The organism is Bradyrhizobium sp. UFLA05-108, from assembly GCF_059803455.1.
In genome coordinates this window covers 1-22,143 of sequence record NZ_JBANAZ010000076.1, presented here as the reverse complement: position 1 = coordinate 22,143, position 22,143 = coordinate 1, and the positions used below count along the sequence as shown (strand labels likewise).

Here is a 22,143-nt window from a genome sequence, read left to right as displayed (position 1 = left end):
ATGCAGCGGATCGTTTCTCGCGCGGCCACCCGATCAGAAGAATTCCGCCTCAACGAGCTCCATAACCGACGGCTTGCGGCCGAATTGAAGGAACGCCAACGTTCCGCTCGCTTCGACCGACCGGCACGAGACCTTTCGCGTCTGCGGCAGCAAAACAAGCTATTTGTTCGAGATCGGATCGAGGCGTTGCTCGATCCCGAAACTCCGTTTCTCGAGCTTTCGACGCTCGCTGGCAACAAGGCCTATGATGGCGAGGTGCCGTGCGCCGCGCAGGTCGTCGGCGTCGGCATAGTCGCGGGTCGCGAGGTCATTGTTCATGCAGATGATTCCAGTGTAAAGGGCGGCGCTTGGTATCCACTATCCGTGAAAAAGATCGTACGGGCACTAGATATCGCAATTGAGAACCGCCTCATGGTGGTCCATCTTTGCGACTGCGCCGGCGGGTTCTTGCCTCTGCAAGCGGAGTTCTTCGCAGACCGCTATCACGCAGGTCGAATCCTGCGTAACCAAGCAATTCTCTCTAAGATGGGAGTGCCGCAAATTGCCATCGTCATGGGGCACTGTACCGCTGGAGGGGCCTATGTTCCGGCGCTCAGCGATTACAACATCATGGTGCAGGGGACTGGAGCCATCTTCCTCGGCGGGCCTCCAGTCGTAAAGGCAGCCACCGGAGAGGTGGTATCTGCCGAAGAGCTTGGTGGCGCTCACATGCATTCGAGCGTCTCAGGAACAGGTGACTACGCCGCGACTTCCGAGATGCATGCGATTGCTCTTGCCCGGGACATTGTTGCTCGCCTGACGCGTCCGACGAAAGAAGCCATTGATCGATCCGCTCCGGAGCCTCCGGTCTACGATGCGTCCGAGCTATACGGCATTCTTCCAAAAGATCCTCGCGTTCAGTTCGACATTCGGGAGATCATCGCGCGCTTGGTGGATGGCAGCCGATTCCATGAGTACCAGCCGAACTATGGCCAATCCCTGGTATGCGGCTTTGCGCGCCTCCACGGGTATCAGATCGGCGTTATCGCGAACAATGGTGTGCTGCAGAATCACAGCGTGATGAAGGGCGCTCACTTTATCCAACTCTGCGACAAGAACCGGACGCCCCTGCTCTTTCTGCAGAATACCACCGGCTTTATGGTTGGACGGGAGTACGAACATGGCGGCATCACCAAAGATGGCGCCAACCTCATCATGGCCGTTTCTGGAGCGTCGGTGCCCAAGCTTACAGTGATCTGCAACGGCTCCCACGGAGCGGGAACATACGCCATGGCTGGTCGCGCATTCGATCCACGCTTTATGTTTACCTGGCCACAATCGCAGATTTCGGCCATGGGGGCCGAGCAGGCGGCGGGCGTACTCACCCACGTCAAGGCAAGGCAATTGGCTCGTGAAGGTGGGCGTTTGTCCGATCAGGAACTGGCGGCCATTCGAGAACCAATCATGACGGATTATCGGGAGCGATCGAGCGCCTACTACGCAACTTCCGAGCTTTGGGATGATGGCATTCTTGATCCCGTAGATACCCGAAACGCACTCTCAATCGCCTTGAGCGCCTCGCTTAATGCTCCAATCGAAGCACCGCACTACGGCGTTTTCAGAATGTAGCGTAGCGGTCGCGTCGGCTCGAAGAGCGATTGCGGCGAACGATTGAGTGCATCCTCGCTTGAATAGATGAGCACAGAGCAAGAATGAAACATGCCAAGAGCCACCAATGCAGTGCCCGAATTGTAACGCCAATGACCTAACCGCATTTCACGACCCCTGGAGCGGCCGACCGGTGCTCGCCTGCAATGCCTGCGGTGACTATGTTGAGGACGATTTCACCCATCGCCAGAGAGCGTACGCGATTATCGCGGATATCGTGGCGTCAAACTTGATCGGTGAGCACCAGGGTGGTGCGCAGGGCGTTGCAAGCGAGATTCTGGCTGCGCTCGAGAATGCTGGCCTGAGGATCGCTCGCGCCTGAACTATAATAGGACCCCCCCATGAACGATGCGACTTTCTACCCGCGCACAGGAGATCGTCCGCCCGAGCCGCGGTCATTCGACCGAGGAGCGAGCCGCTCCCTCTTCGCGGTCGTCGGCACCATCGCGCTAAGGAACGCCTGAATGCCAACACTTTGGATTCGGAGGTGGATAGGCTGCGCGCTACTCGTCCTTGCCATCATCGTCTGCCTTTTCGGGCTCAATAGGCCGGACATGACCGGCAATTTGGAAGGCGGGAGTTCGTCCCCCCTCTCGGTTCAGTCAGACGCTCCAGATTTGGATTCACCTCAGCCTGGAGCCGGGGCTCCGCCCTGCGCGCACCGGAAAGCGCTATGCATGGACACTCCATAGCCCATAACCTCAGCCTCAAGCTTATTCGAGACCCATGAAACGAGATAATCAATCTGCCTCTTCAGATATCTTAGGAACGAACATGCAAGCTGTCCCTGTCATGCTCCACATCACGATGGAGGATCGTCATTCTAACTTCGCAAGCTCTGAATCCGCTGTCCTTGAGAGGTCAGCGTGATGATGCCCAGTTCCAATCAGCCCTCGATGACTATCGGTTTGCCGAGTATCGACGGCCTGTCGAGGACGCGCTGCCTATCATCGCTCACTGCCAACCGCGCGTACGAACCACGACGGTGCGCCGACGGCTTATCGCCCACTGCCGTTTCATCGGCTCATCGCCGCCATCGTCCTCGTGCGGCCCTGGCGCTAGGAGACTCCCCGACACTCGTGTCGTTGACGTTTTAAGACATCGCGCGATCTCTTGTCTCTGCCATGTTCGGCTCCAGAGCATCGCAAGACACATACAGCCGCACTTTGCGGTTCTCCCGGTTAAACAAATATCTTGAGGTAAAAGACTTCCATGGCAAAGCCAGTTGTGATTGTGGTCGGCGCGGACAAGGGCGGCGTCGGCAAAACGACCGTATCCCGGACTCTTCTGGACTATTTCAGCGCGAACAATGTGCAGACCCGCGCATTTGACACCGAGTCGCCCCGCGGAACGCTAAAGCGCTTTCATCCCGCGATCACTGAAATTGTGGATATGACAAGGACCGCAGACCAGATGAAGATATTCGACACGCTAAACGCGGGCCTCTCCGTCAGCGTGATCGACGTGCGCGCAGGACTGATGTCCCCCGCACTAGCATCGCTTCGCGACATAGGCTTTTTGGACGCCGCGCGATCGGGCCAAATCACCTTTGCCGTTTTCCACGTATTGGGATCGTCTATCGCCTCGCTGGACGAGATCGCCGAGACGAGCAATTTCATGGCCGGCGCAAAATACTTCCTGGTCAAGAACTTCATCAATGACACCCAATTCTTTCAGTGGGACCAGTCGACCTACAATTCCTATTTCCACCGCATCAAAGACGCCACCGACCTGACAATCCCGAAACTCAACGAGATGGCCTATGAACAGGTCGAGGTCGCTTCCGTCCCGTTCGTCAATTTTGTCGCGAACAAGGGGCCGCACGATGACGCCGCTAACTATTCCTTCGTGCTGCGCGGATACGTCCGGCATTGGCTCGCCAATGTGTGGAGCGAGTATGACCGCATCAACCTAACAGACCTCGCCGGCGCCAAATCGGTGACCCGTGCGGGAGAAAGATAGTCGTTCGAGGACTTATGCAGCGCTGGATGCGCAGTTTTGGTAACGCCGGTCTATATCATCTGCTCTGCGAGCCCGCAGGTCGGCAAGACGCTGATCGCGCGGCTCTTGAGCGAGTTCTTGCTGCTGAAGAACGGTACGGTGCTCTCCTTCGACCTCAACTTGAAGGAGCCGTCGTTGCTTGACTACCTTCCTTCCATCACTGAGACAGCAGATGTCATGGACACCTACGGCAAGATGCAGCTAATTGACCGACTAATCATCAACGATAGCGTGGCCAAGGTGATAGACCTTGGCTTCCACGCCTTCGACGAATTCTTCAAGGTGTGCAGCGAAATCGACTTCTTACGCGAGGCGATACTGCACAACGTCGTGCCAATCGTCCTGTTCGTACCTGACATCGACCGTGTCTCATCGCGAGCCTATGAGATGCTACGCTGGCAAGTTCCGCGGCATATTCTGATCACCGTGCATAACGAATTCGTTGTTCGCGGCGAGTTGTTCGAGGCCATGAAGCGCGGCCGCACGCTCCGGCTCGCGGCGCTGCCGGTGTTTCTGAATGCCTTTATCTGCCGATTAAGTTTGTCTTTCACCGGCTATCTGCGCCAAGAAAAGGATTCCTCGACTGAACTGCATGAGTGGATTCGACGAAACTACACCATCTTTCGTGATCTCGAATCGAGTCTGCTGCCCCGGCGCTCGTTGTGAGCGGTGATCCACGACGAACACAGGACATACGAGTCGATCGGCTTCCATAACTATGTAACGGCCACTGAATGCCGAACACGATCTGGTTCCAAGCCCGCCGCCCTGCCACAGCCTGGGCTGTACGAGATCCGGGCAGATTCTTCTTTGCAGGCGGTCTCGCGTGACACTCTTTCCCGTTCAGCTAAACCGGCCCCAGAAACGTGACGCACGATCGCAACCTTCAAATGGACGCTGACAAGTCAGGTTCAGAAAACGCAGGCATGAGCCTTGTGAGAGCCCAACGACCGAGGATGAAGGATGGTGGATCTCTGTACACTGATTGAGCGCAACGCAGCGTTCGGTCCTGACAAACCCGCAATCCATTTCGAGGGCGATACCTTAAGTTACGGCGACCTTAATAGACGCATTGATCGGGCTGCGCGGGCCCTGAAAAACGGGCTCGGCGTCAACAGAGGCGATCGCGTTGCCGTCCTCAGCCTCAACCGCCCTGATTACCTCGTTCTCCTCTACGCTTGCGCGCGGCTCGGGGCGATTTTAGTGCCCTTGAATTGGCGGCTCGCGGCTACTGAGCAGCTTTTCATTTTGTCCGACGTTGGCGCTAAGGTTCTGGTCATTGAGCGGGCTTTTGAAGTACTTCTGTCGATTCTAGCAGAGGCACTGCCCGAGGTCGCGACAGTGGGCCTCGACTTTGCGCCTTCCGGCACTCGCGCGTGGGAGGACCTGTTGGATCAGACACGGCGGGACAGCTATTACCCTTGCGCGGACCTGACCGACCCGCTTCTGATCGTCTACACCTCGGGAACCACAGGCCGGCCGAAGGGAGCGGTGCTGCGCCAGGAAGCTTTGTTGTGGAACGGCGTGATGAGCCAGCATATGCACGCACTCACATCGGACGATCATGTACTGACCGTATTACCGCTATTCCACGTCGGCGGGCTGAACATTCAGACGACGCCCGCATTACAGCTTGGCGCAACCGTCACCATCCATTCGCGGTTTACGACTGACGCCACCTTTGCTGCACTCAAGCATGATCGACCAACTTTGACCGTCCTGGTGCCTGCGATCATTCAGGCCTTGACCGACGACCCTAGGTGGTCGACGATCGATTTGTCGTCGCTGAAAGCGGTCTCGGTAGGCTCAACGACAGTGCCGCAGCACCTAATCGATCGCTTGGTTGCGTGCCGGCTGCCTGTTCTTCAAGTTTACGGTTCCACGGAAACGAGCCCCATTGCGGTTTATACGAGGCTCGGCGGTGACCTTTCACGGGAGGGGTCGACCGGCCTACCCGGACTATGCTGCGAAGCGATGGTCACGGATGACGGCGGCAACGAATTGCCCGCGGGGACTCCGGGTGAGATCGCGGTGCGCGGCCCTAATGTTTTTTGCGAGTATTGGGGCAATCAACCAGCCACGTGCGAGGCGATGCATGACGGCTGGTATCGTACTGGCGACATCGCCCGTCGCGATGCCGACGGCTATTTTTGGGTTCATGACCGCAAGAAGAACCTGATCATTTCCGGCGGGGAAAACATCTATCCGGCGGAGATCGAACGTGTACTTTTAGAGCACGCTGATGTTGCTGAGTGCGCGGTCATCGGCCGGCCGGACCCAAAATGGGACGAGGTACCGATCGCCTATGTGGTCAGGCGACCTGATTCCCGGATGAACGCGGAGGCACTCGTAATGCATATGCAATTGCATCTGGCGCGCTTCAAAGTGCCACGCGAGATCATTTTCACGAAAGAATTGCCGCGAACGGTACTAGGCAAGATTCAGCATAGTGTGCTCAGAAAAATCGATTCTCAATCAGGCGAGTAAGGCTTCAGCAATTAACGATCGGAATCTCGGTCGCTTGCAACGGTTCCTGTCCCACCGTACCTATGCACTTCGCTCGCGCGTGCAGCAAGAAGCTCATCCAACTCTCACGTGATGGTGTCGATTAAACGGAAATACCGGTCTAGTGCTCAACAGGACCTCGGAGATCGTTTTGCGTGGTATTCATCCGGCGTAGCTCGTTTCCCAACCGTCGAGGCAGTTTCGAGGCTAGCGAATTGACTCGAACAATCGGTGGAGGATGGACACCTCCTTAGGTGTACACCGCCGCCTTTTCAACGCAATCATCGTTGCTAAACGACTATCCTCGTTTGGAGCAAAAATGCCAACATCCCGCCGGTTTCTTCCGTCCACCGCAAGGCTCGCAGCTTTTGACGCCGCGGCCAGAACAGGCAGCGTGACCCTAGCAGCTCGCGAGCTCAGCCTCACCCAGAGCGCGGTCAGCCGGCACATCAAGAGCTTGGAGGAGCAGCTCGAGATCGCACTTTTTGCGCGCGTGGGCCACACGATCCGCCTGACCGCTGCCGGCGAGGCCTATGCGCGCGATGTTCGCGAAGCGCTGGGGAAGATCAATACTGCCTCCTTCAACGTTTGCGCCAAGGGCGATACGCTCGATCGCGACGACGATCTTGCTAAGCTTCAGCACGCGCAGGTCGGCACCGCGACGTCCTAAATTCCTGGCACAGAAATCCAGACGTGACGATCACTTTCGCGACGCGCCTTAACGCACGTCCGGTTTCGGCGATGGAGAACATCGGCGAGAGAGGCTTTCGGATCGATCTCACCGAGACACACCGTCATGAATGGCGTCTCCATGACAGGGAGACCCATCAGCGCCAGCGAACCGCCTGGCCTTTCTTTCGAGCGAAGAATGTCATCAACCTCTGGCGGGCTCGATCTCAAAGCCGTACTTTTTCAACACTTGACCGGTCTGGCGCGGCCAAGCCGAGCAGACGAGCCGCCCTTGACTGGCGGCACTGCCCATTTTTGGGGGCGCGGCAAACCCGCAAAGTCCTAGAATTCTGCCTCAATGCGTGGGCAATCGCGGCTACGCGCGGCGTAGCGAGCACAGACTTAAGGGAGCTGGTTTCCGCTCGGGACCATTTTCGAATCTGCCAACGAAACATCATTAAGCTCACGGACCAGATCGACTGCAGCCGGCGGTAACGACCGTTCTCGCCGACTTTTCCGGACGAAAGTTGACGCACTTGCGAAAGATGTCAGCTGTTGCCGATTTTTCGCTTCAGCGACCGCGCGAAGACGCCACACTTGCCCTCTATGTGAGCGGCCGAATCTGCTCGCCGATTTAGAGAGCAGACTCCACATCAGACAGCGGGAGCATCGATGCCTGGTCAGAACGTCATTTGTTTCGATACGGCTCGTAAGATGCGGCGCTCGAAGACACTGCAGCTCGAGCGACTTTCAGGTGAGTACCGGCGATCCGTCGTTCTTGTGACCAGGATGGATCAAGTTGGATTGTCCGACTTTTCCAAAGACGAACTCCAGTCATTTCGTTCGGCTTCCGCAATCCTAGGCGGACCCGTGAGCTGAAATTGAGACACGCACTCGGTCGCAGCGCCCTCCTCGCGCGGCCCCACGCACACAGCAAGAACTGAAAGATCCACGTGAGTCAGATTATTCCGCCGAAACGGTGGACCACGCTCCGGCACTCCTTGTCGGCCCCTCAGCTGTCTTCCGATTCCGCCCTAGTATTCTGCGCAAGGGAGTTGCGGACATTGTATGGCCGTTACTCGCGATTCTTAGACCGCATCTCTCTCGGCCGACGGCAGCGCTGGCTGCTTCTCGAGCCCTTTTCCGAAACTCTGACTCTGATTTTTGGCGGACTGATCCTGTTGTTGGCGCTTGCGGTTCCCACCATTCGCGCTCCCCTGCAAGAGGATTGGCTGAAGGCTTGCAACGTCGCGGCGTGTCTGTTTGATCAGTTCGGCGATCCGATTGGTGGCAGGCCGGTTGACCGTGGTGTTTCGACCCCGCTTGAGGATTTTCCCGATGCTCTGATCAAGGTCACGCTCGCAACCGAGGACCGCCACTTCTACGAACATTTCGGCATCGATTTCCCCGGTGATCTCCACGCTCTCCTGGCAAGAACACAGAACGATCACCAGGATGACTCCTCGATCACCCAGCAACTCGCCCGGACTCTGCTTTCGAACACCGAGCGCGGCATCGGACTCAAGATCAATGAAGTATTTCTTGCCGTCTGGCTCGAATGGCATCTGACCAAAGATGAAATCCTGAGACTTTACCTGAACAGTGTCAATATGGGCGGCGACTCCCTCGGCGTCGATGGCGCCGCGCGATTTTATTTCAATAAACCGGCCAGCGATGTGACGCTCGCGGAAGCTGCTATGCTGGTCGGCCTGATCAAGGCGCCGACAGATTATGCCCCTCACATCGACCTGACCACAGCGCGTGCTCGCGCCAACGTGGTCCTGGACAACCTGGTCGAAGCCGGGTTTATGACTGAAGACCAAGTGCTGAGAGCACGGTCCGATGCAGCCAGAGTAGTCGTACGAGGTATGAAGACTTCACCGAATTAACGCAGCTTTCCCACCGTTGCTCAGGTATTTGACATCATGCGTCGCCACTGGCCGTCATCTGGCGTTCCATGGCAAAACTCCATTCGAGCTTGCGTGCTCGGCGAGCCATTTCGTCGGATCTCATTGCGGAGTGAGCGTCTCTTGACATTCGGTCTCTCCATTTTTGCGCTGCCGGCTAGTGCCGACTTCTACAGGGCGCTTATACGCCGTCATGCAGCGCCCCCCTTCTTTTATTAAGAGGATGCCGACACTTTTACTTCTGTGAACTGTCGCCGAAAATATGCCGATGATCCAAGGCGCTTCAGAATTTGTCGGCAACACCTTCCGATAGCGAATCACAGCCGGACTGGAATGCGTTATTCCACAATGGCCATTTCAACGGGGAAACGCCGATGTCGTACTCAACTGTCCCACACGGACCGAAATCACGGGTTGGTGCGATTCTGCGCGCCACAAGCGGAAACTTTCTCGAGCAGTTCGACTTCTTCCTGTTCGGTTTCTATGCCAGCGCCATTGCAAAGGCATTCTTCCCATCGGATGATGAAACCGCTTCGCTGCTTAACACCTTTGGTGTGTTCTGGCTGGGCGCTTTAATGCGCCCGATCGGCGCTATCGTGCTGGGCGCTTATATTGATCGGATCGGCCGTCGCCAGGGTCTCATCGTCACGCTCTCCATCATGGCGATCGGCACGGTGGTCATCGCATTCTGTCCGACCTATGCGACCATCGGTATTGCCGCTCCCGTAATCGTGCTGCTTGGACGCCTCCTACAGGGTTTTTCCGCTGGCGTAGAAGTCGGTGGCGTTTCGGTCTACCTATCGGAGATATCGACTCCGAATAATCGCGGCTTTTACACCTCACTCCAGTCCTCAAGCCAGCAGGTCGCGATTTTCGTCGCAGCGATCCTCGGCTACATCCTTAGCGAGATGATGCCACCTGATACCGTTCTTGTCTGGGGTTGGCGCATTCCCTTCTTTGTCGGCTGCTTCATCATTCCGCTGATCTTCTTCCTGCGCCGAACGCTCGAAGAAACGCCGGACTTTTTGGCCATGAAGAGACACCCCACTGCTCGCGAGGTCTTTGCCTCGGCCGTCGCAAACGCGCGTATCGTCGTCCTTGGCATGATGATTGCGATCCTCACGACCACAACGTTTTACTTCGTTACCGTTTACACACCAACATTCGGCAAGAACGTGCTAAAACTCTCTTCACAGGAAGTGCTGTTGGTTACCACCCTCGTCGCTGTGACCAACTTCATTTGGAATCCGGTTGGCGGCGCTGTATCCGACCGGATCGGCCGCAAACCTGTTCTCCTGACCATAGCCATCCTGGCATTACTAACCACCTATCCAGCCCTACATTGGCTGGTGAACGAGCCGAACTTCGGCAAGATGCTTGCGGTGGAAATGATGTTCTCATTCTACTTCGGCATCTATAGCGGCGCCATGCTCGGGTGCTTAGTGGAGATCGTGCCGGCGCACGTGCGCACCACATGTTTCTCGTTGGCCTTTTCACTGGCGGCCGCGCTGTTTGGTACCTTTACGCCGTTCGCCTCGACTTGGCTGATAGACCAGACAAGTGATCGAGCTTCGCCCGGCTTCTGGCTAATGTTAGCAGCCGTGCTCGGCATCATCGCAACACTCACCGCCTACCCAGGCACCCCTCAAGCCGTCGAGAGTGGCAAAGCTGTCGCAGCCTGAGCGCGCCAATCGTGAGCTAGATCTCGAAGTGGTCGAACAAAGTCGCAGCTCGGGGGCTTGCGCTGGGCGCGGCTCCGCTATCGTCGCCGGCCAGCTCCCCGTGAACCGATGGCGTTCGCTTATCGGCGATCCACCTATGCTAGCGCGCGCTGGCCGCTCGGGTGACCAGCTGAGCCAGCGATCCGCTCTCTCGGCACAAGAGTTTGCTTGTAGCTTAGAACGTCCGTCGACTTGCTCAGTTCATCGAGTGTTGGATTGCGGGCCACGCGAAACGTTTCGTAGATCGCTTCGCGGCTTAGTCTGTCTTGCGGGCGAATTCGAAACTCCCCGAGCCTTGGCTAATCTCAGATAGCTGCAGCAATGAACGAAGGCTCTTCGTTCTCAAGCGCTGCTTCCAGATAGGCGGCCTGCTGATCCGCCGGTAGTCCTGAACGTCGAGCTTGGTTGCCTTAGGGCGCATATCAAACCTGCTTCACCCTTTGCTTGGCTCGTGGACCTCCTAGATGCACAGGTCTAACGTATTCGCCTATCGATGGGCGATGCCAGCGGCCGTCCGCGTCGGGATAATCGAACCAACAATTGTCCTCAAATCTACTAGGATACCGAACCAGGGAAGTCTGAAGGAGTTTTGCACAGCGGCGGTCATCATCGCTTCAACATACGCCTGTATAGACCCGACAGCAATCGACACGCGTTCTACAAGCTGAATGACGACTGGGCAGGCTCCGCCCCGCTTAAGCGCCAGCTTTTCGACCTACCATTTCTGACCAGCGGCGAGTCGTTGCTGAAAAGGATATTTTTGTTGGAGTCTCTATCCATGGATCATGCTTCCCCTAAGCAGGAGCAAACGTTTGAAACTCTGGTACGCGTGGCCTTTGAGAAGTCATGGCGTTTCGTAGAGAAAGATCCATTCCTGACCCATAATGCGGAGGCGCTGCTGCGCGCTCGGCTGCGAGTCCACCTGGAACGCTCATTGAGAACAGGTGAGAAGAACGTACTTCATCTGGCCAACAACGCTATTGGGAATCTACGTACCGAACTGGGACGGCGGCCGGGATTATAGTCTCGCCTTCAGGGGAGGGCCCCCGCGCGGTTCCATGAGCGACCGTCCCTACACTTCGGACTGTCTCATCCCGATCAACGACGCGCAACTTTCCGGTATAACACTTCAACGGTTTCAGCTGGCCGATTTAGTCCTCTGAGAGGAGGCTCTTCATCAAGCCCCGGCCATGACGGCACGGAAGCTTTATGTCGCGCTCGGCCGAGCAAATAGCAAAACATTCCCCCGTCCCGAGCAAAACCCTGTGTGGCCGTTCTGCACGTGTCGCGCACTCACATGTGGGGCTCAGCCTAATCTAACTCCTTTGCCGTTGCCCTAATCATCTCAAGAAGCCAGATCAAGCCCGTGTCGTTCGATCTGTACCTGTGCCACTGCACGGATAGCTGCATGGGCGGAAGCTGGAACGGAAGCTCGACGATCCTGATCGGTAGCCGGCCAACTACCTCTTTTGCGAGGCGCCGGTGCGTCGTCGCAATGCGATTGGTACCAGCGACCAGCCCGGGCATCGCACTGAAGCTATAGGTGGTCACGTCTATCCGGCGTTGTACGCCGCGCCCCGTCCCAAGAGACGTTTCGAATGACCGATCGTCTTCGGCGCCTCGAATCACAACATGGGCCGCCGCCAAGAATTCTTTCCTGGAAAGTTTGCCGATCGCGTAGCGTCCCTTGTTCCACGCGACGGCGCAGAACTCGTCTTGCAGGACTATTTCCGACGGGTGGCGCTTCGAGCAGAACTCGTTCGGAATGATGAGTAGATCGACCGCTCCCTGTTCGAGCAGCCGCTCCGGCGCGGCGACCTCGCTCACAAGGTTGAACTTCACGTCTGGTGCGATTCGTTCGCAACGTCGAAGTAAGGCTGGTGCGATCGTCGCGAGAGTATACTCGGAAGCCAGGATGGTGAAGCAGCGTTCCGACTGCGAAGGGTCAAAACGCGAGCTTGTCGCGACCGTTCCTTCGATCCGAACAAGCAGATCTCTCACTGATTCCTTGAGCGATTCGGCTCGTGGTGTGAGCTCCATCTTGCGGCCAACTTTGGCTAGAAGTTCGTCCTCAAAGTAATCACGCAGACGCTGGAGCGCGCTGCTCATGGCGGATTGAGTCATGTTCATTCGTGCCGCGGCCGCGCTCACATTGCGTAAGTGAAGCAGGTGATCGAGCGCGACGAGAAGATTAAGGTCAAGCGTGTTGTTGAAACGCATGCATTCCTTCCTGCACAGCCAGTTAGCTCTATCAACGTAAGAAATTTCCACAATGGATTTCTAAAATGGTGGACAAGACGCTTGGCGGTGATCGAGGACAATGCGTTGACTTCCAAATGATCAAACACTTTCCGCACAGCGGCCGGACACGCGTGCCAAAAACCTTAACGGGCGCGAGAGTGGCGCTCGAGCCACGATGACGGCACCAACGCATTGCATCGCAAAGTGAGTCGCCGAGACCGTTGGCAGTCTCATTGCGTGAAACAGACACGGCCTGGAGACACGAACAATGAAAATCGTCGGATTGGACAGTCTCATCTTTCGGCGTCGACGTAGCGGGCGCCGCCCGGTTTCTCACAGACTGCGGACTGACGCCGATGCAAGGCTCAGAACGCGGTGGTCGCTTCGTGGCCATTGACGGCACGTCCGTGGTGATTGCTACGAGAGCGATTCGTGGCTGTCCTCGCCGCCGAGCCTCGGTTGCCGACTCCGAAAGACGGTATGGGCGTGGCCAATATGGCAACGCTAGACGCAATTGCCACAGAATTGCGCCGCGACCGCGATGTTCACTATCTCGATGACGGATCCATCGAATCGATCGACGATGCCGATCCCTCGCAGGCCTTCCTCCTAGAGATTTCGAAGAACTGGTCTTCGAGCTCCGGGCATGGCGAGGACGCTTGATGGCAGAGGTCGATAAACTCTCACAGCGGGATCTCGCCTGACAAACGACGCGCCCGGATTCGATCCGTTTCAAGCTGGAGGAAGCCCGTCCTTCGTGCTCCCCTCTAAGGAAACATGCTCAGTGCGCCCGGTGCCCTCGGATCAATAGCGAAGCGATGATGGACGCCTGATCATGTCATCGATTCTCATTGACTGCTTATTGGACGCGCACGCCTCCATCGATTGGCCGCAAGCTCGCGGTCTGACAGCATAGGCCAAGTCCAAACCGCTCACAGGCGCTTAATTTCGATGCAATATTTTCTCAGCGCATAGCCGATTTGGCGCGGCGTTAGTCCGAGGAGGCGTGCCGCCTTTGCCTGCACCCAACCGGATTTTTCCATTGCAGCAATGAGGCGCTCGCGATCCGTCAGCTTCGCACCACCCACGAGCGCCCCGTCGGCCGGCGCCATCTCAACAGGTGGAGTGAGGACCGCAGCCGACGCAGTTATGTCAGGGGTTGGCATAGCTGGTCTCGCCGATAGCTCGCCGGTCGCTGCGGCCCGCCGCTTCGTTTCATCCAATCCGCTCTTCCACAGCAGCGCGGAAAGGCACTGACCGTGACAGCAAGCAAAATCGCTCCTGACAATGAACGGGCCTGGTGCCAGAGTTGCAGTCCGCTGCACGCAGTTTTCGAGTTCACGCACATTGCCCGGAAACCCGCAATTCATCAGCACGTCCATGGCACTCGGATCGAAAGTTAACGTTCGACTGTTCTCGCTGTTAAAGCTTTTGAGAAACTCAGTGGCAAGCAACGGAATGTCGCTGCGCCTTTCGCGCAACGCCGGCAGCAGCAATGGAACCACGCTAATGCGATAATAAAGATCGGCCCGAAACTCGTTTTTTGCCACCGCCCCTTCCAGGTCCTTGTTGGTTGCGGCAATCACGCGAACATCAACTTTCATGGTGTGGCCGCTGCCGACCCGCTCGAACTCTTGCTCCTGAAGAACCCGCAACAGCTTTGCCTGGAAGGAGCCTGAGATTTCGCCAATCTCGTCCAGAAACAGTGTGCCCTTGTCGGCGAGCTCAAAGCGCCCTTTGCGTGAATTAAGAGCGCCGGTGAAGGCTCCCTTCTCATGACCGAACAATTCGGATTCCAGCACGGTCTCCGGCAGCGCTGCGCAGTTCATCTTGATGAACGGCCGCTTGGCACGCGGGGATAGCTCGTGAATAGCTTTGGCCACTAACTCCTTGCCAGTGCCCGATTCACCTCGCAACAAAACCGTGGCATTCGATTTGGCTACCACCGCGATCTTGTCAAGTAGCCCGCGCAGCGCCGGACTGGTACCTATAATACCATCGATGTGAACTCTCTTACGCTCTCGCGCCGGCTGCTTAAATTCGAGGAGCTCTTTCTGCCAGCGAGAGCTCTCCGCCATGAGGCGCTTGCGGTCGCGCGCCACCAAACGATGGAGCTTCACCGCCTGTCCAATGAGGTTGGCGATCATGGTGAGTAACCGGACATCGCAATCCGGCGGGAACATCGAATCGATGTCCGGCACACGCTCGATGGATAGGGTCCCGACTACTTTTCCGTCGACGCTGATGGGAACTCCGATGAACGATAACCGTACGTGGTCGGACGCGCCGAGCACGTCCATATCAGCTACGCTGAACGCTGGATGCGTGGCAACGTCGTCAGCGACAAACGGGATACCCGTTGCCACAATCTCCTCGATCGCCTTTTGCGGCAGGCGCATCCGGTAGCGCTCATCGCTTCCTTCGCTCCAGCCAGCGCCGACCGCAATCTCCGGCACGTCATCGTCTGCCAGGAGAGAGACGACGCCATGCCGCATCTGCAGAGATGATTGTAGCAAATCGATCACACTTGCCAGCGCGACTTCGAGCCGCGAAGGACTGGCGAGCATGTTCGATATTTCGAACAGTCCTCTGAGCGCGATTTCGTTCAATGGCAGGACCACCGAATGGTTCGCACCGTCGCCGGGGTCATGCCATTCGGATTCGCTAGCAATATGAACCGCGACAACCCCGACGTCGCCCTTCCGCGCCGTGTTTTCACTTAGTTCGCACTTCGAAGCATTGTCTTGCATCTCACTCTCGATCTCGCGCGCACTCTGATTGCGCCAGGAGATAACACTTTTTCATGGCACGAGTATAAATGATACACCTTCATTGATTCACACTCCTTCACAAAATCGCGCAAGAACTCCATTGGAAAAAGACCGGCGTAGATCTACCCACAATCAGCAGCGATCTTTCGTATGTGTGCAGATTCCGTCACATATGTTCTACGTCATCGCACGAGGTCGAGCGTGACATTCGAGCCCAAAATGCGCTTTTCGTTCTCCCATTGCGTTTCGGCTATTGGCAGTAGGTGTCTCCACCCATTGCGATCAAGCGAGCCACAGTGCCGCCTGCGGGCAATTGCGTGCTGGCAGATACATCGCACTGATTAGAAGCGACATTTGTGAGTCAGAGGATTGAACGGCCACCAGGCCACCAGGCACCGCCGCTGACAAAAATTAATCGGGCCTTCTCCGACTGACGTTGTCGATGATGCAGCAGCGTGCCATCCGGCGCCTTGGGCGAGACGGTCATACCATTGGGCAATGCAGCAAGCGCATGTGGCAACACTCATCAAGTTCGGTCATGCGGCGCGGTGGCCGTCTGCGACAGCCAACTCGACTCGCCATCATTGTCCGGCGCCGCTTCCTACGGATATAGATCGCCATCGACGGCTTGCCATGCGCAAGGTGGTGTGCCACCCCGAAAAGCGCCTTCTAGCCCTGTGGCCGATGCCGCGGCTCCCCGTCAGCACCAGCATGTTCCATCTTCCCTCCTGCAGTAGGTTACTGCGGCGTAAAACGGACCTCGACGTCCATTTACGATATGCAACACCGGATCGCATCGTCGGCTGCCGTGTCGAGAACTAAACCCGCCGCTCATTCCGCTGTCCTTGCCGCGGTCACTCACGCGCACGTCGGTGCAGGATTTGGGCCAGCGCAACGCGAAGGGGGGCGACACGATTGCGACGCAGTGTCGCGCTTAACTTAGTGGGTTAAAGCAATAGCGCGTTCGCTTCTGACAGCTGCGCGCGACGTCGCTTTGTCACTTATTGATCTCCAGTAGCCATCCTGATGGACACGCGCTCGACTGACCTCGTTTTCCCTCAAGTTCAACCAGGACAATAGTGTCCTCTTTGTCGGAAACGCTTCAACGCCGGGAGTTTCTCATTTGACCGCCGAACCGACAAAGACGACAGCCGCTGGCGCGCCTATTTTGGCTCGATGGCCTTCGATGCGTAGGAGACAAACCGTCCGGTCTCGTCGTCGCGTCGTGAGAGCTCCGGGCTGCGACTGCCGGCCCTCCCATCGACCATCCCTCTCGGGTAGGCTTTTGGCTACTGCGGCGGCGCGATCCTCACCACGGCAGCCAATCGGACGTCGTGAGCCTCACATGTCAGGTTCATCGGCTCAGTGGTCCTACTTGACAGGTTTGGTCCGACGGTGGCGTTTGTTTCGGCACCGACACGCCTGTTAGTCGACCCGAATACGATGTTGTCCCATGCTTAAAGGACGCTTGGTCTAGCTGATGCTCTGCGGGTATCGCTTTGTCAGCACAAGGGCCTCGGCAGGCCCGGACGAGCCCGCCGGCGGCCTCAATCCGTCAAGGCTCATCTTACCCGGGAAATTGTCGGCATCACTCGGCGCGGTGCATTTTGAAAGAGCTCTGCCAATACATTTAGCGACGAAACAACACGGTACATGCAAACCGGCTTTACGATCCGCGCGTGCGGATTATGCAGGTTACGCGACGACGTGATGTTCGCGCGACTCATCGGTTATGATCAAGCGACCGGGATCATTCAATTCGAACTCAATGATGCGTGGCACCACAAGGCGCGCATAGCGCGTAAAGGCACTGGTCGGCGGAAAGCGAATTACGGTATCGCATCGAGCGAGGAGGTACATCTCCGTGAGAGCAGAAAACGCTCCCTCCGCGCCCAGTTCTGCACTGTGTAATGGTCCTGCTTGATCCGCCTGGAAGCGCTTTGAAATGGTAAAGAGGTCTGGAAACGCGGCCGACACCTTCTCCAGCACCTTCGGGCTATCCGTACATAAAAACACCTTGACTGGATTTGTGTGGAGAAACGCCTTCGCTCTTTGAATGGCAGCGCATACCTGCCGCAAGGCAAGCTCCGGATCGGCCCAGTACGGTGTATGCCCCATGATATTTTCGCCATTGCCGTGTCGAACATGGACACCTACTACGCTTTGACCTTCAAACTGCTCCTGATGGGTCGCGTCAATCCGTGCTTGAATTTCAGGCCGCAGTTTGATGGCCCGAAATATTTCTCGCTCTGCGTCTTGATCACACCCCCACATCAAACAGGCATCACACACCACAGTATTCGCCTGAGTGTCCTCTTGGGCGTCGAAGAGCTGCCTCAGCTCATCCCGCTCTCGAAAAATTTGTTCGTCAGGCCGGTAAATGCAATCGATGGACGGCCGATTCCACCAAGTCGGAAAAAACGGCCCCGGGAGTGAGAGTTGATTGACTTGGTCATCGCAAATCACGCGCACGCCGGCGATGTCTTGAATCGGTTGGAAGAACACCCCAAAGGCGTTGGTGAAGGGTTCATCGAGATAACACGAGCCGCGCCAATCGATGACCAGTGTACGCCCTGTCCGCTTCGCGTACTGCCAGGCGGCCGCCAACGACCAGAGGCAATCCCCAAAACCGGTACGTCGCCGAGAAACAACGAACCTTTCCTTCTTAGACCCGTCAACCGGCATTTTATTTTCCTTGCCACGACATACCTGAAGGCTCAGGGAGAAGCACAACTGTACGAGATGTCTCGCCTGAGGCTGTCATCCGGTAAATGGCGCCGACAAATCGCCTCGTAGAACCTTCTCGGCGAGCTGGCCATGCGATGCAGGGCGCTCGTTCTTCGGTGAACACGCTCCTTCTGGACCCACTCGAACTCATATTGCGAGAGATCTGAGTAGCCATAATCATCGATCGGGCCTTTATGCTGGCTCCGCCATCTGATCGCAGTCACCCTCTACACGAGTAGCGCGTGAGGGAGGATGCAGGCGAACACGGCGCTGCTCCCACAGGCTCCGCAGTTCCTTGACGAGAGCTTCGCGCCCGGCCTGATCCAATGCCATCGAGTTGAAGACGTCGAGGAGGACGGCTTGGCCTTTGACCCGCATCAGCAGATTGTACACATTATGTGAAATCCGGACACCATAATCGCCCGAAAACGCCGCGCGGATCTCGCATACCGTCTCCTGCCGATCTCGTGCTGTGTGTGCCCGGACCCGATGGAGGGACGCATAAGGCGGCAATGAGACAGCGAGCGAAGTCCAATCGTCCAGGGTAACGGAGCGCTTTTTGACAAGGAACGGGCCAATGACAAGAGCATCGAGCTCGGTCGTCAGGAATGTTGTGACGGCGTCTGCAACCGAATCCACAATCGGCTCGGCATTGTTGTTAAACGACGTATTGAGCAGAACTGGGACACCCGTTCGCTTTTTGAACTCGTCGATAAGGTCCCAGTAGGCTGGATTCGACTTGCGCGACACTGTTTGCAACCGCGCCGTACCATCAACATGCGTAATAGCGCCGAGCAAACCTCGCTTGGACTCCTGCACGCCAACCACGAAATTCATGAAGGGAAACTCGCGCTTCCCGGCCGGGAGGTCGAAATATTCGTGTGCATCTTCCTCCAACACAGAGGGCGCGAACGGTCGATAGCCTTCGCGCTTCTTGACCATCGCGTTTATGCGATCCTTATTCGTTGCAGGTCGAGGGTCGGCAAGAATGCTTCGGTTACCGAGGGCACGCGGCCCGAATTCCGACCGCCCCTGCACCCAGCCAATAACTGCGCCGTTTGCCATCCAGTCGGCGGCCCTGCCCGCAACATCATTGCTATGTTCAATCTCGAGATGTCCGGCCCATGCATTCAGCTCCTGCTCCATGGCGCGGTCCGCTCCGAGATCGGGTCCCCAATAGACCTCCTGGAGCCGCTCTCGCGGCGCGGGCTGGCCTACCTCGCAAGACATCATGAGTGCAGCACCTAATGCGCAACCAGCGTCGTGTGCCGCGGGTTGCACAAATATGTCTTCGAACAGCTCTGAATACAACAACTTACCGTTCATGGTGCAGTTGTGGGCCACCCCTCCGGCCAAGCACAGGCGCTTCATGCCGGTCGCTTCTCGATAATGCCGAAGCATGTGAAACACTATTCGCTCCAGCGCTTCCTGCAAGGAAGCACTCACATCTCGATGCTGCTGCGTGAATGGCATGCCCTTTCGACGCACTTGGATATTGCGGAGCAACGTCGGTCCTATGCGATCCAGGTGGACACGGTAGCCGCCGTTGTCGGTGAGTTCATAGAACTGCTCGAAGAGCTTGCGATATGGAGCAGGATCTCCGTAGGGAGCAAGACCCATGACCTTGTATTCGTCGAACAGGCCATATCCGAGATACCGGATCGTCTCGAGATAAAACAATCCCAAGGAGTTGCTCTCCGGGAAGCTCTCGAGTTGCCTAACTTCGGTTCCAGACCCGATGGCCACGAGACCGGAGAGAAACTCACCGCCGCCATCGATTGCAAGGACCAGACTTTGCTCAAATCCGGACATTGCAAACGCACTGACTGCATGCGCCCGGTGGTGACTTACGAATGAGACGCGCGACGGATCAATGTCCGTGCCGAACTCCTGCGCCAGCATCGTCCGGAGCAAGAGCCTGGCATCCATCGGAATAGCGTTGGACGGCTGCGAAATAAACAGGCGCTCGAGCATGGCGTTGCAGTAAGCCTCGGTCGCATAGAACGCAATGCGATCGACATCGCTCAGTTGAATACCGGCAATGTCGAGACAGTACTGGATCGATTGGCTTGGAAACTTGTTAGAGTGCTTGACCCGATTGAGACGCTCCTCTTCGACGGCTGCTATCACACGACCGTCGCGCACGAGAACGGCAGCGCCATCGTGAAGAAATGTGCTTGGAAGCTCGGGTCGGCATTCAAACACCTTGTCTAGTCCGCCGCTAACTCCGAGACACAGCATCTTACTCTCCGTTTATTGTGAGAATACTCGATTTGTTACCCGCCTCACGATCGTTCGTCGCTGTATGCAGAAGCACGACGTCATCAGCCCGAGTGACCTTTGCGATTTTCACGTGCTCCACACCATGGCGCGCGCGTTCGTCAACTTTACCACTGCGGCCTCTCAGCGCATGAGGCGCCTCAGAAGCAGTGCAACCGACAACAAGAACGGCACAACCGCATAGATAAAGAGTGCGCCAATATGAACCCCGACGCCGCCGACTGGCCGCCCAAGCATCGCCGGGCGAATGAGCTCAATCGAATGCTTCAGGGGCAGCAGGCTGGCTGCGAACTGGAAGGCGGTGGGCAACTGGTTGATCGGAAACACTGCCCCGCAGAGAAACACCATCGGTGTAAGGATGAGCGTCTGGTAAAATACGAAATAGTCGTAACTTGGCGCTAGTGATACGACGACCATCGCCAAGCTCGCGAAGACGAAACCAGTAAGAGCAATTGCCGGCAGCGCATAAAGCATGGATGGCCATGCCGCATAACCAAGGCCAGCAGCAACGATCGTAATTCCTGTACCCGCCAGCACGGCTTTGCTGGCTGCCCATGCCACTTCACCGAGCAGAATATCGCCAAGTGTAAGCTGTGTGCACAGCATTGCCTCCCAGGTCCGTTGAGTGTGCATACGGGCGAACGTTGCGTAAATCGTTTCGAAGCTCGCGGACGTCATCGCGCTGGTCGCAACCATGCCCCCCACCAGAAAGTCGATATAGGACGTCCCGTTGACGCGACCGACGATTAGCCCGAGACCAAAGCCAAGACCAAGTAGGTTCGTCAACGGATCGGCGAGATTGCCGAGTAGCGAGGCAAGCGCAACCTTCCTCCAGGCCAAATAGTTGCGACGCCATACGGCGACCCAATTAAATGCGTTGGAGGGCATGGCCGCGCCATAAGTCATTCTCATCATATCTCTATCTCGCGTCCGGTCAGCCGCAAGAACACATCTTCGAGATTTGGCGGACGCTCCAAAAGGCGTAAACCCGCAGCTCCCCGTAACTGCTTCCGCACTTTCTCCAGATCCGGTGCATAGCAAAAGATGGTCTCGCCCCTTAGTTCAATACGCTGTGCGTAAGGCCTGATCAGCTCAATCGATTCGTGCGGATTACCGCCATAGATCTCCATGACATTGCAGCCAATCTGGTCGATGATCAGCGCCTGCGGCTCGCCTTCGGCGATCTTGCGTCCTTCCTCAAGCACGCAGAGCCTGTCGCACAGCCGCTCGGCCTCTTCCATAAAATGGGTCGTCAGCAGGATCGTCTTGCCGCGCGAAAGTAGCGCACGCAGCCGTTCCCAGATCAGATGGCGCGCGTGTGGATCAAGACCGGTCGTTGGTTCGTCCATAATAAGCAGATGCGGGTCGTTGATCAGAGCTCGTGCCAGAACCAGCCGGCGCTTCATGCCGCCGGATAGCTCAGCAACCCGCGCATCCGCCTTGCTTTCGAGGCGCGCAAATTCGAGCAGTGACGGGATGACCGCCTCTATTTCACGTGCGCTCATGCCGAAATAGCGCCCGAAAACCAGCAAGTTCTCGCGTACCGTGAACTCGTTCTCAAGGTTGTCGAACTGCGGGACCACGCCTACGCCCGCGCGTGCCAAACGCGCGTGTGTCGGCACCTGCTTGCCGAGCACCCTAATCTGGCCAGAGTCCGGAGGCGCCATGCCAAGT

General features: G+C 56.9%; 15 protein-coding genes. 9 read left to right on the top strand and 6 right to left on the bottom strand.

Annotated features, from left to right (window positions below):
• The 8 genes from SO140_RS37710 (at nucleotide 1) to SO140_RS37675 (ending at nucleotide 11,474) form a co-directional block, all read left to right on the top strand.
• Nucleotides 1–1,608, top strand: coding sequence for an acyl-CoA carboxylase subunit beta (locus SO140_RS37710; protein ID WP_498543827.1), 1,608 nt, complete (start codon nucleotides 1–3; stop codon nucleotides 1,606–1,608).
• Between the two features lie 1,251 nt (nucleotides 1,609–2,859).
• A complete protein-coding gene (locus SO140_RS37705) occupies nucleotides 2,860–3,609 on the top strand; it encodes a P-loop NTPase family protein (protein ID WP_498540911.1) in 750 nt (249 codons plus the stop codon).
• Nucleotides 3,610–3,645: 36 nt separating this feature from the next.
• Nucleotides 3,646–4,314: a hypothetical protein gene (locus SO140_RS37700; RefSeq protein WP_449382953.1), complete on the top strand. Its 669-nt coding sequence runs from the start codon at nucleotides 3,646–3,648 to the stop codon at nucleotides 4,312–4,314.
• A 300-nt stretch (nucleotides 4,315–4,614) separates the two neighbouring features.
• On the top strand, nucleotides 4,615–6,135 hold the full coding sequence (locus tag SO140_RS37695) for a class I adenylate-forming enzyme family protein (protein WP_498543840.1): 1,521 nt from the start codon (nucleotides 4,615–4,617) through the stop codon (nucleotides 6,133–6,135).
• A gap of 412 nt (nucleotides 6,136–6,547) precedes the next feature.
• Nucleotides 6,548–6,823 (top strand): LysR family transcriptional regulator, encoded by a 276-nt coding sequence (locus tag SO140_RS37690; protein ID WP_449382952.1) that lies wholly within the window; start codon nucleotides 6,548–6,550, stop codon nucleotides 6,821–6,823.
• A 1,063-nt stretch (nucleotides 6,824–7,886) separates the two neighbouring features.
• Entirely contained in the window at nucleotides 7,887–8,711 is an 825-nt protein-coding gene (locus SO140_RS37685; RefSeq protein ID WP_449382951.1) for a transglycosylase domain-containing protein, read from the top strand.
• Between the two features lie 392 nt (nucleotides 8,712–9,103).
• Complete coding sequence (locus SO140_RS37680; protein ID WP_449382950.1) at nucleotides 9,104–10,411, top strand: MFS transporter; 1,308 nt, start codon at nucleotides 9,104–9,106, stop codon at nucleotides 10,409–10,411.
• A gap of 817 nt (nucleotides 10,412–11,228) precedes the next feature.
• Nucleotides 11,229–11,474 carry a hypothetical protein gene (locus SO140_RS37675; protein ID WP_498543826.1) on the top strand — a complete coding sequence of 82 codons (246 nt, stop codon included), beginning with the start codon at nucleotides 11,229–11,231 and terminating at the stop codon, nucleotides 11,472–11,474.
• A 287-nt stretch (nucleotides 11,475–11,761) separates the two neighbouring features.
• Here the strand turns inward: SO140_RS37675 and SO140_RS37670 are convergent, their stop codons facing one another.
• Nucleotides 11,762–12,670 (bottom strand): LysR family transcriptional regulator, encoded by a 909-nt coding sequence (locus SO140_RS37670; protein WP_498543825.1) that lies wholly within the window; start codon nucleotides 12,668–12,670, stop codon nucleotides 11,762–11,764.
• A gap of 453 nt (nucleotides 12,671–13,123) precedes the next feature.
• Here SO140_RS37670 and SO140_RS37665 point away from each other — a divergent pair, with 453 nt between their 5' ends.
• Nucleotides 13,124–13,354, top strand: a complete 231-nt coding sequence (locus SO140_RS37665) for a hypothetical protein (RefSeq protein ID WP_498543824.1) — start codon at nucleotides 13,124–13,126, stop codon at nucleotides 13,352–13,354.
• A 269-nt stretch (nucleotides 13,355–13,623) separates the two neighbouring features.
• Here the strand turns inward: SO140_RS37665 and nifA are convergent, their stop codons facing one another.
• The 5 genes from nifA to nodI all read right to left on the bottom strand — a co-directional run.
• A complete protein-coding gene (gene nifA / locus SO140_RS37660; RefSeq protein WP_449382944.1) occupies nucleotides 13,624–15,441 on the bottom strand; it encodes a nif-specific transcriptional activator NifA in 1,818 nt (605 codons plus the stop codon).
• Nucleotides 15,442–17,157: 1,716 nt separating this feature from the next.
• Complete coding sequence (locus tag SO140_RS37655; protein ID WP_498543823.1) at nucleotides 17,158–18,147, bottom strand: nodulation protein NodZ; 990 nt, start codon at nucleotides 18,145–18,147, stop codon at nucleotides 17,158–17,160.
• Nucleotides 18,148–18,381: 234 nt separating this feature from the next.
• Nucleotides 18,382–20,430 carry a carbamoyltransferase family protein gene (locus SO140_RS37650; protein ID WP_498543822.1) on the bottom strand — a complete coding sequence of 683 codons (2,049 nt, stop codon included), beginning with the start codon at nucleotides 20,428–20,430 and terminating at the stop codon, nucleotides 18,382–18,384.
• Nucleotides 20,431–20,592: 162 nt separating this feature from the next.
• On the bottom strand, nucleotides 20,593–21,381 hold the full coding sequence (locus tag SO140_RS37645) for an ABC transporter permease (protein ID WP_498543839.1): 789 nt from the start codon (nucleotides 21,379–21,381) through the stop codon (nucleotides 20,593–20,595).
• Nucleotides 21,381–22,143 (bottom strand): nodulation factor ABC transporter ATP-binding protein NodI (gene nodI / locus SO140_RS37640; RefSeq protein ID WP_498543821.1); only part of this gene is annotated, 763 nt, incomplete at its 5' end. The genes SO140_RS37645 and nodI, both read right to left, overlap by 1 nt.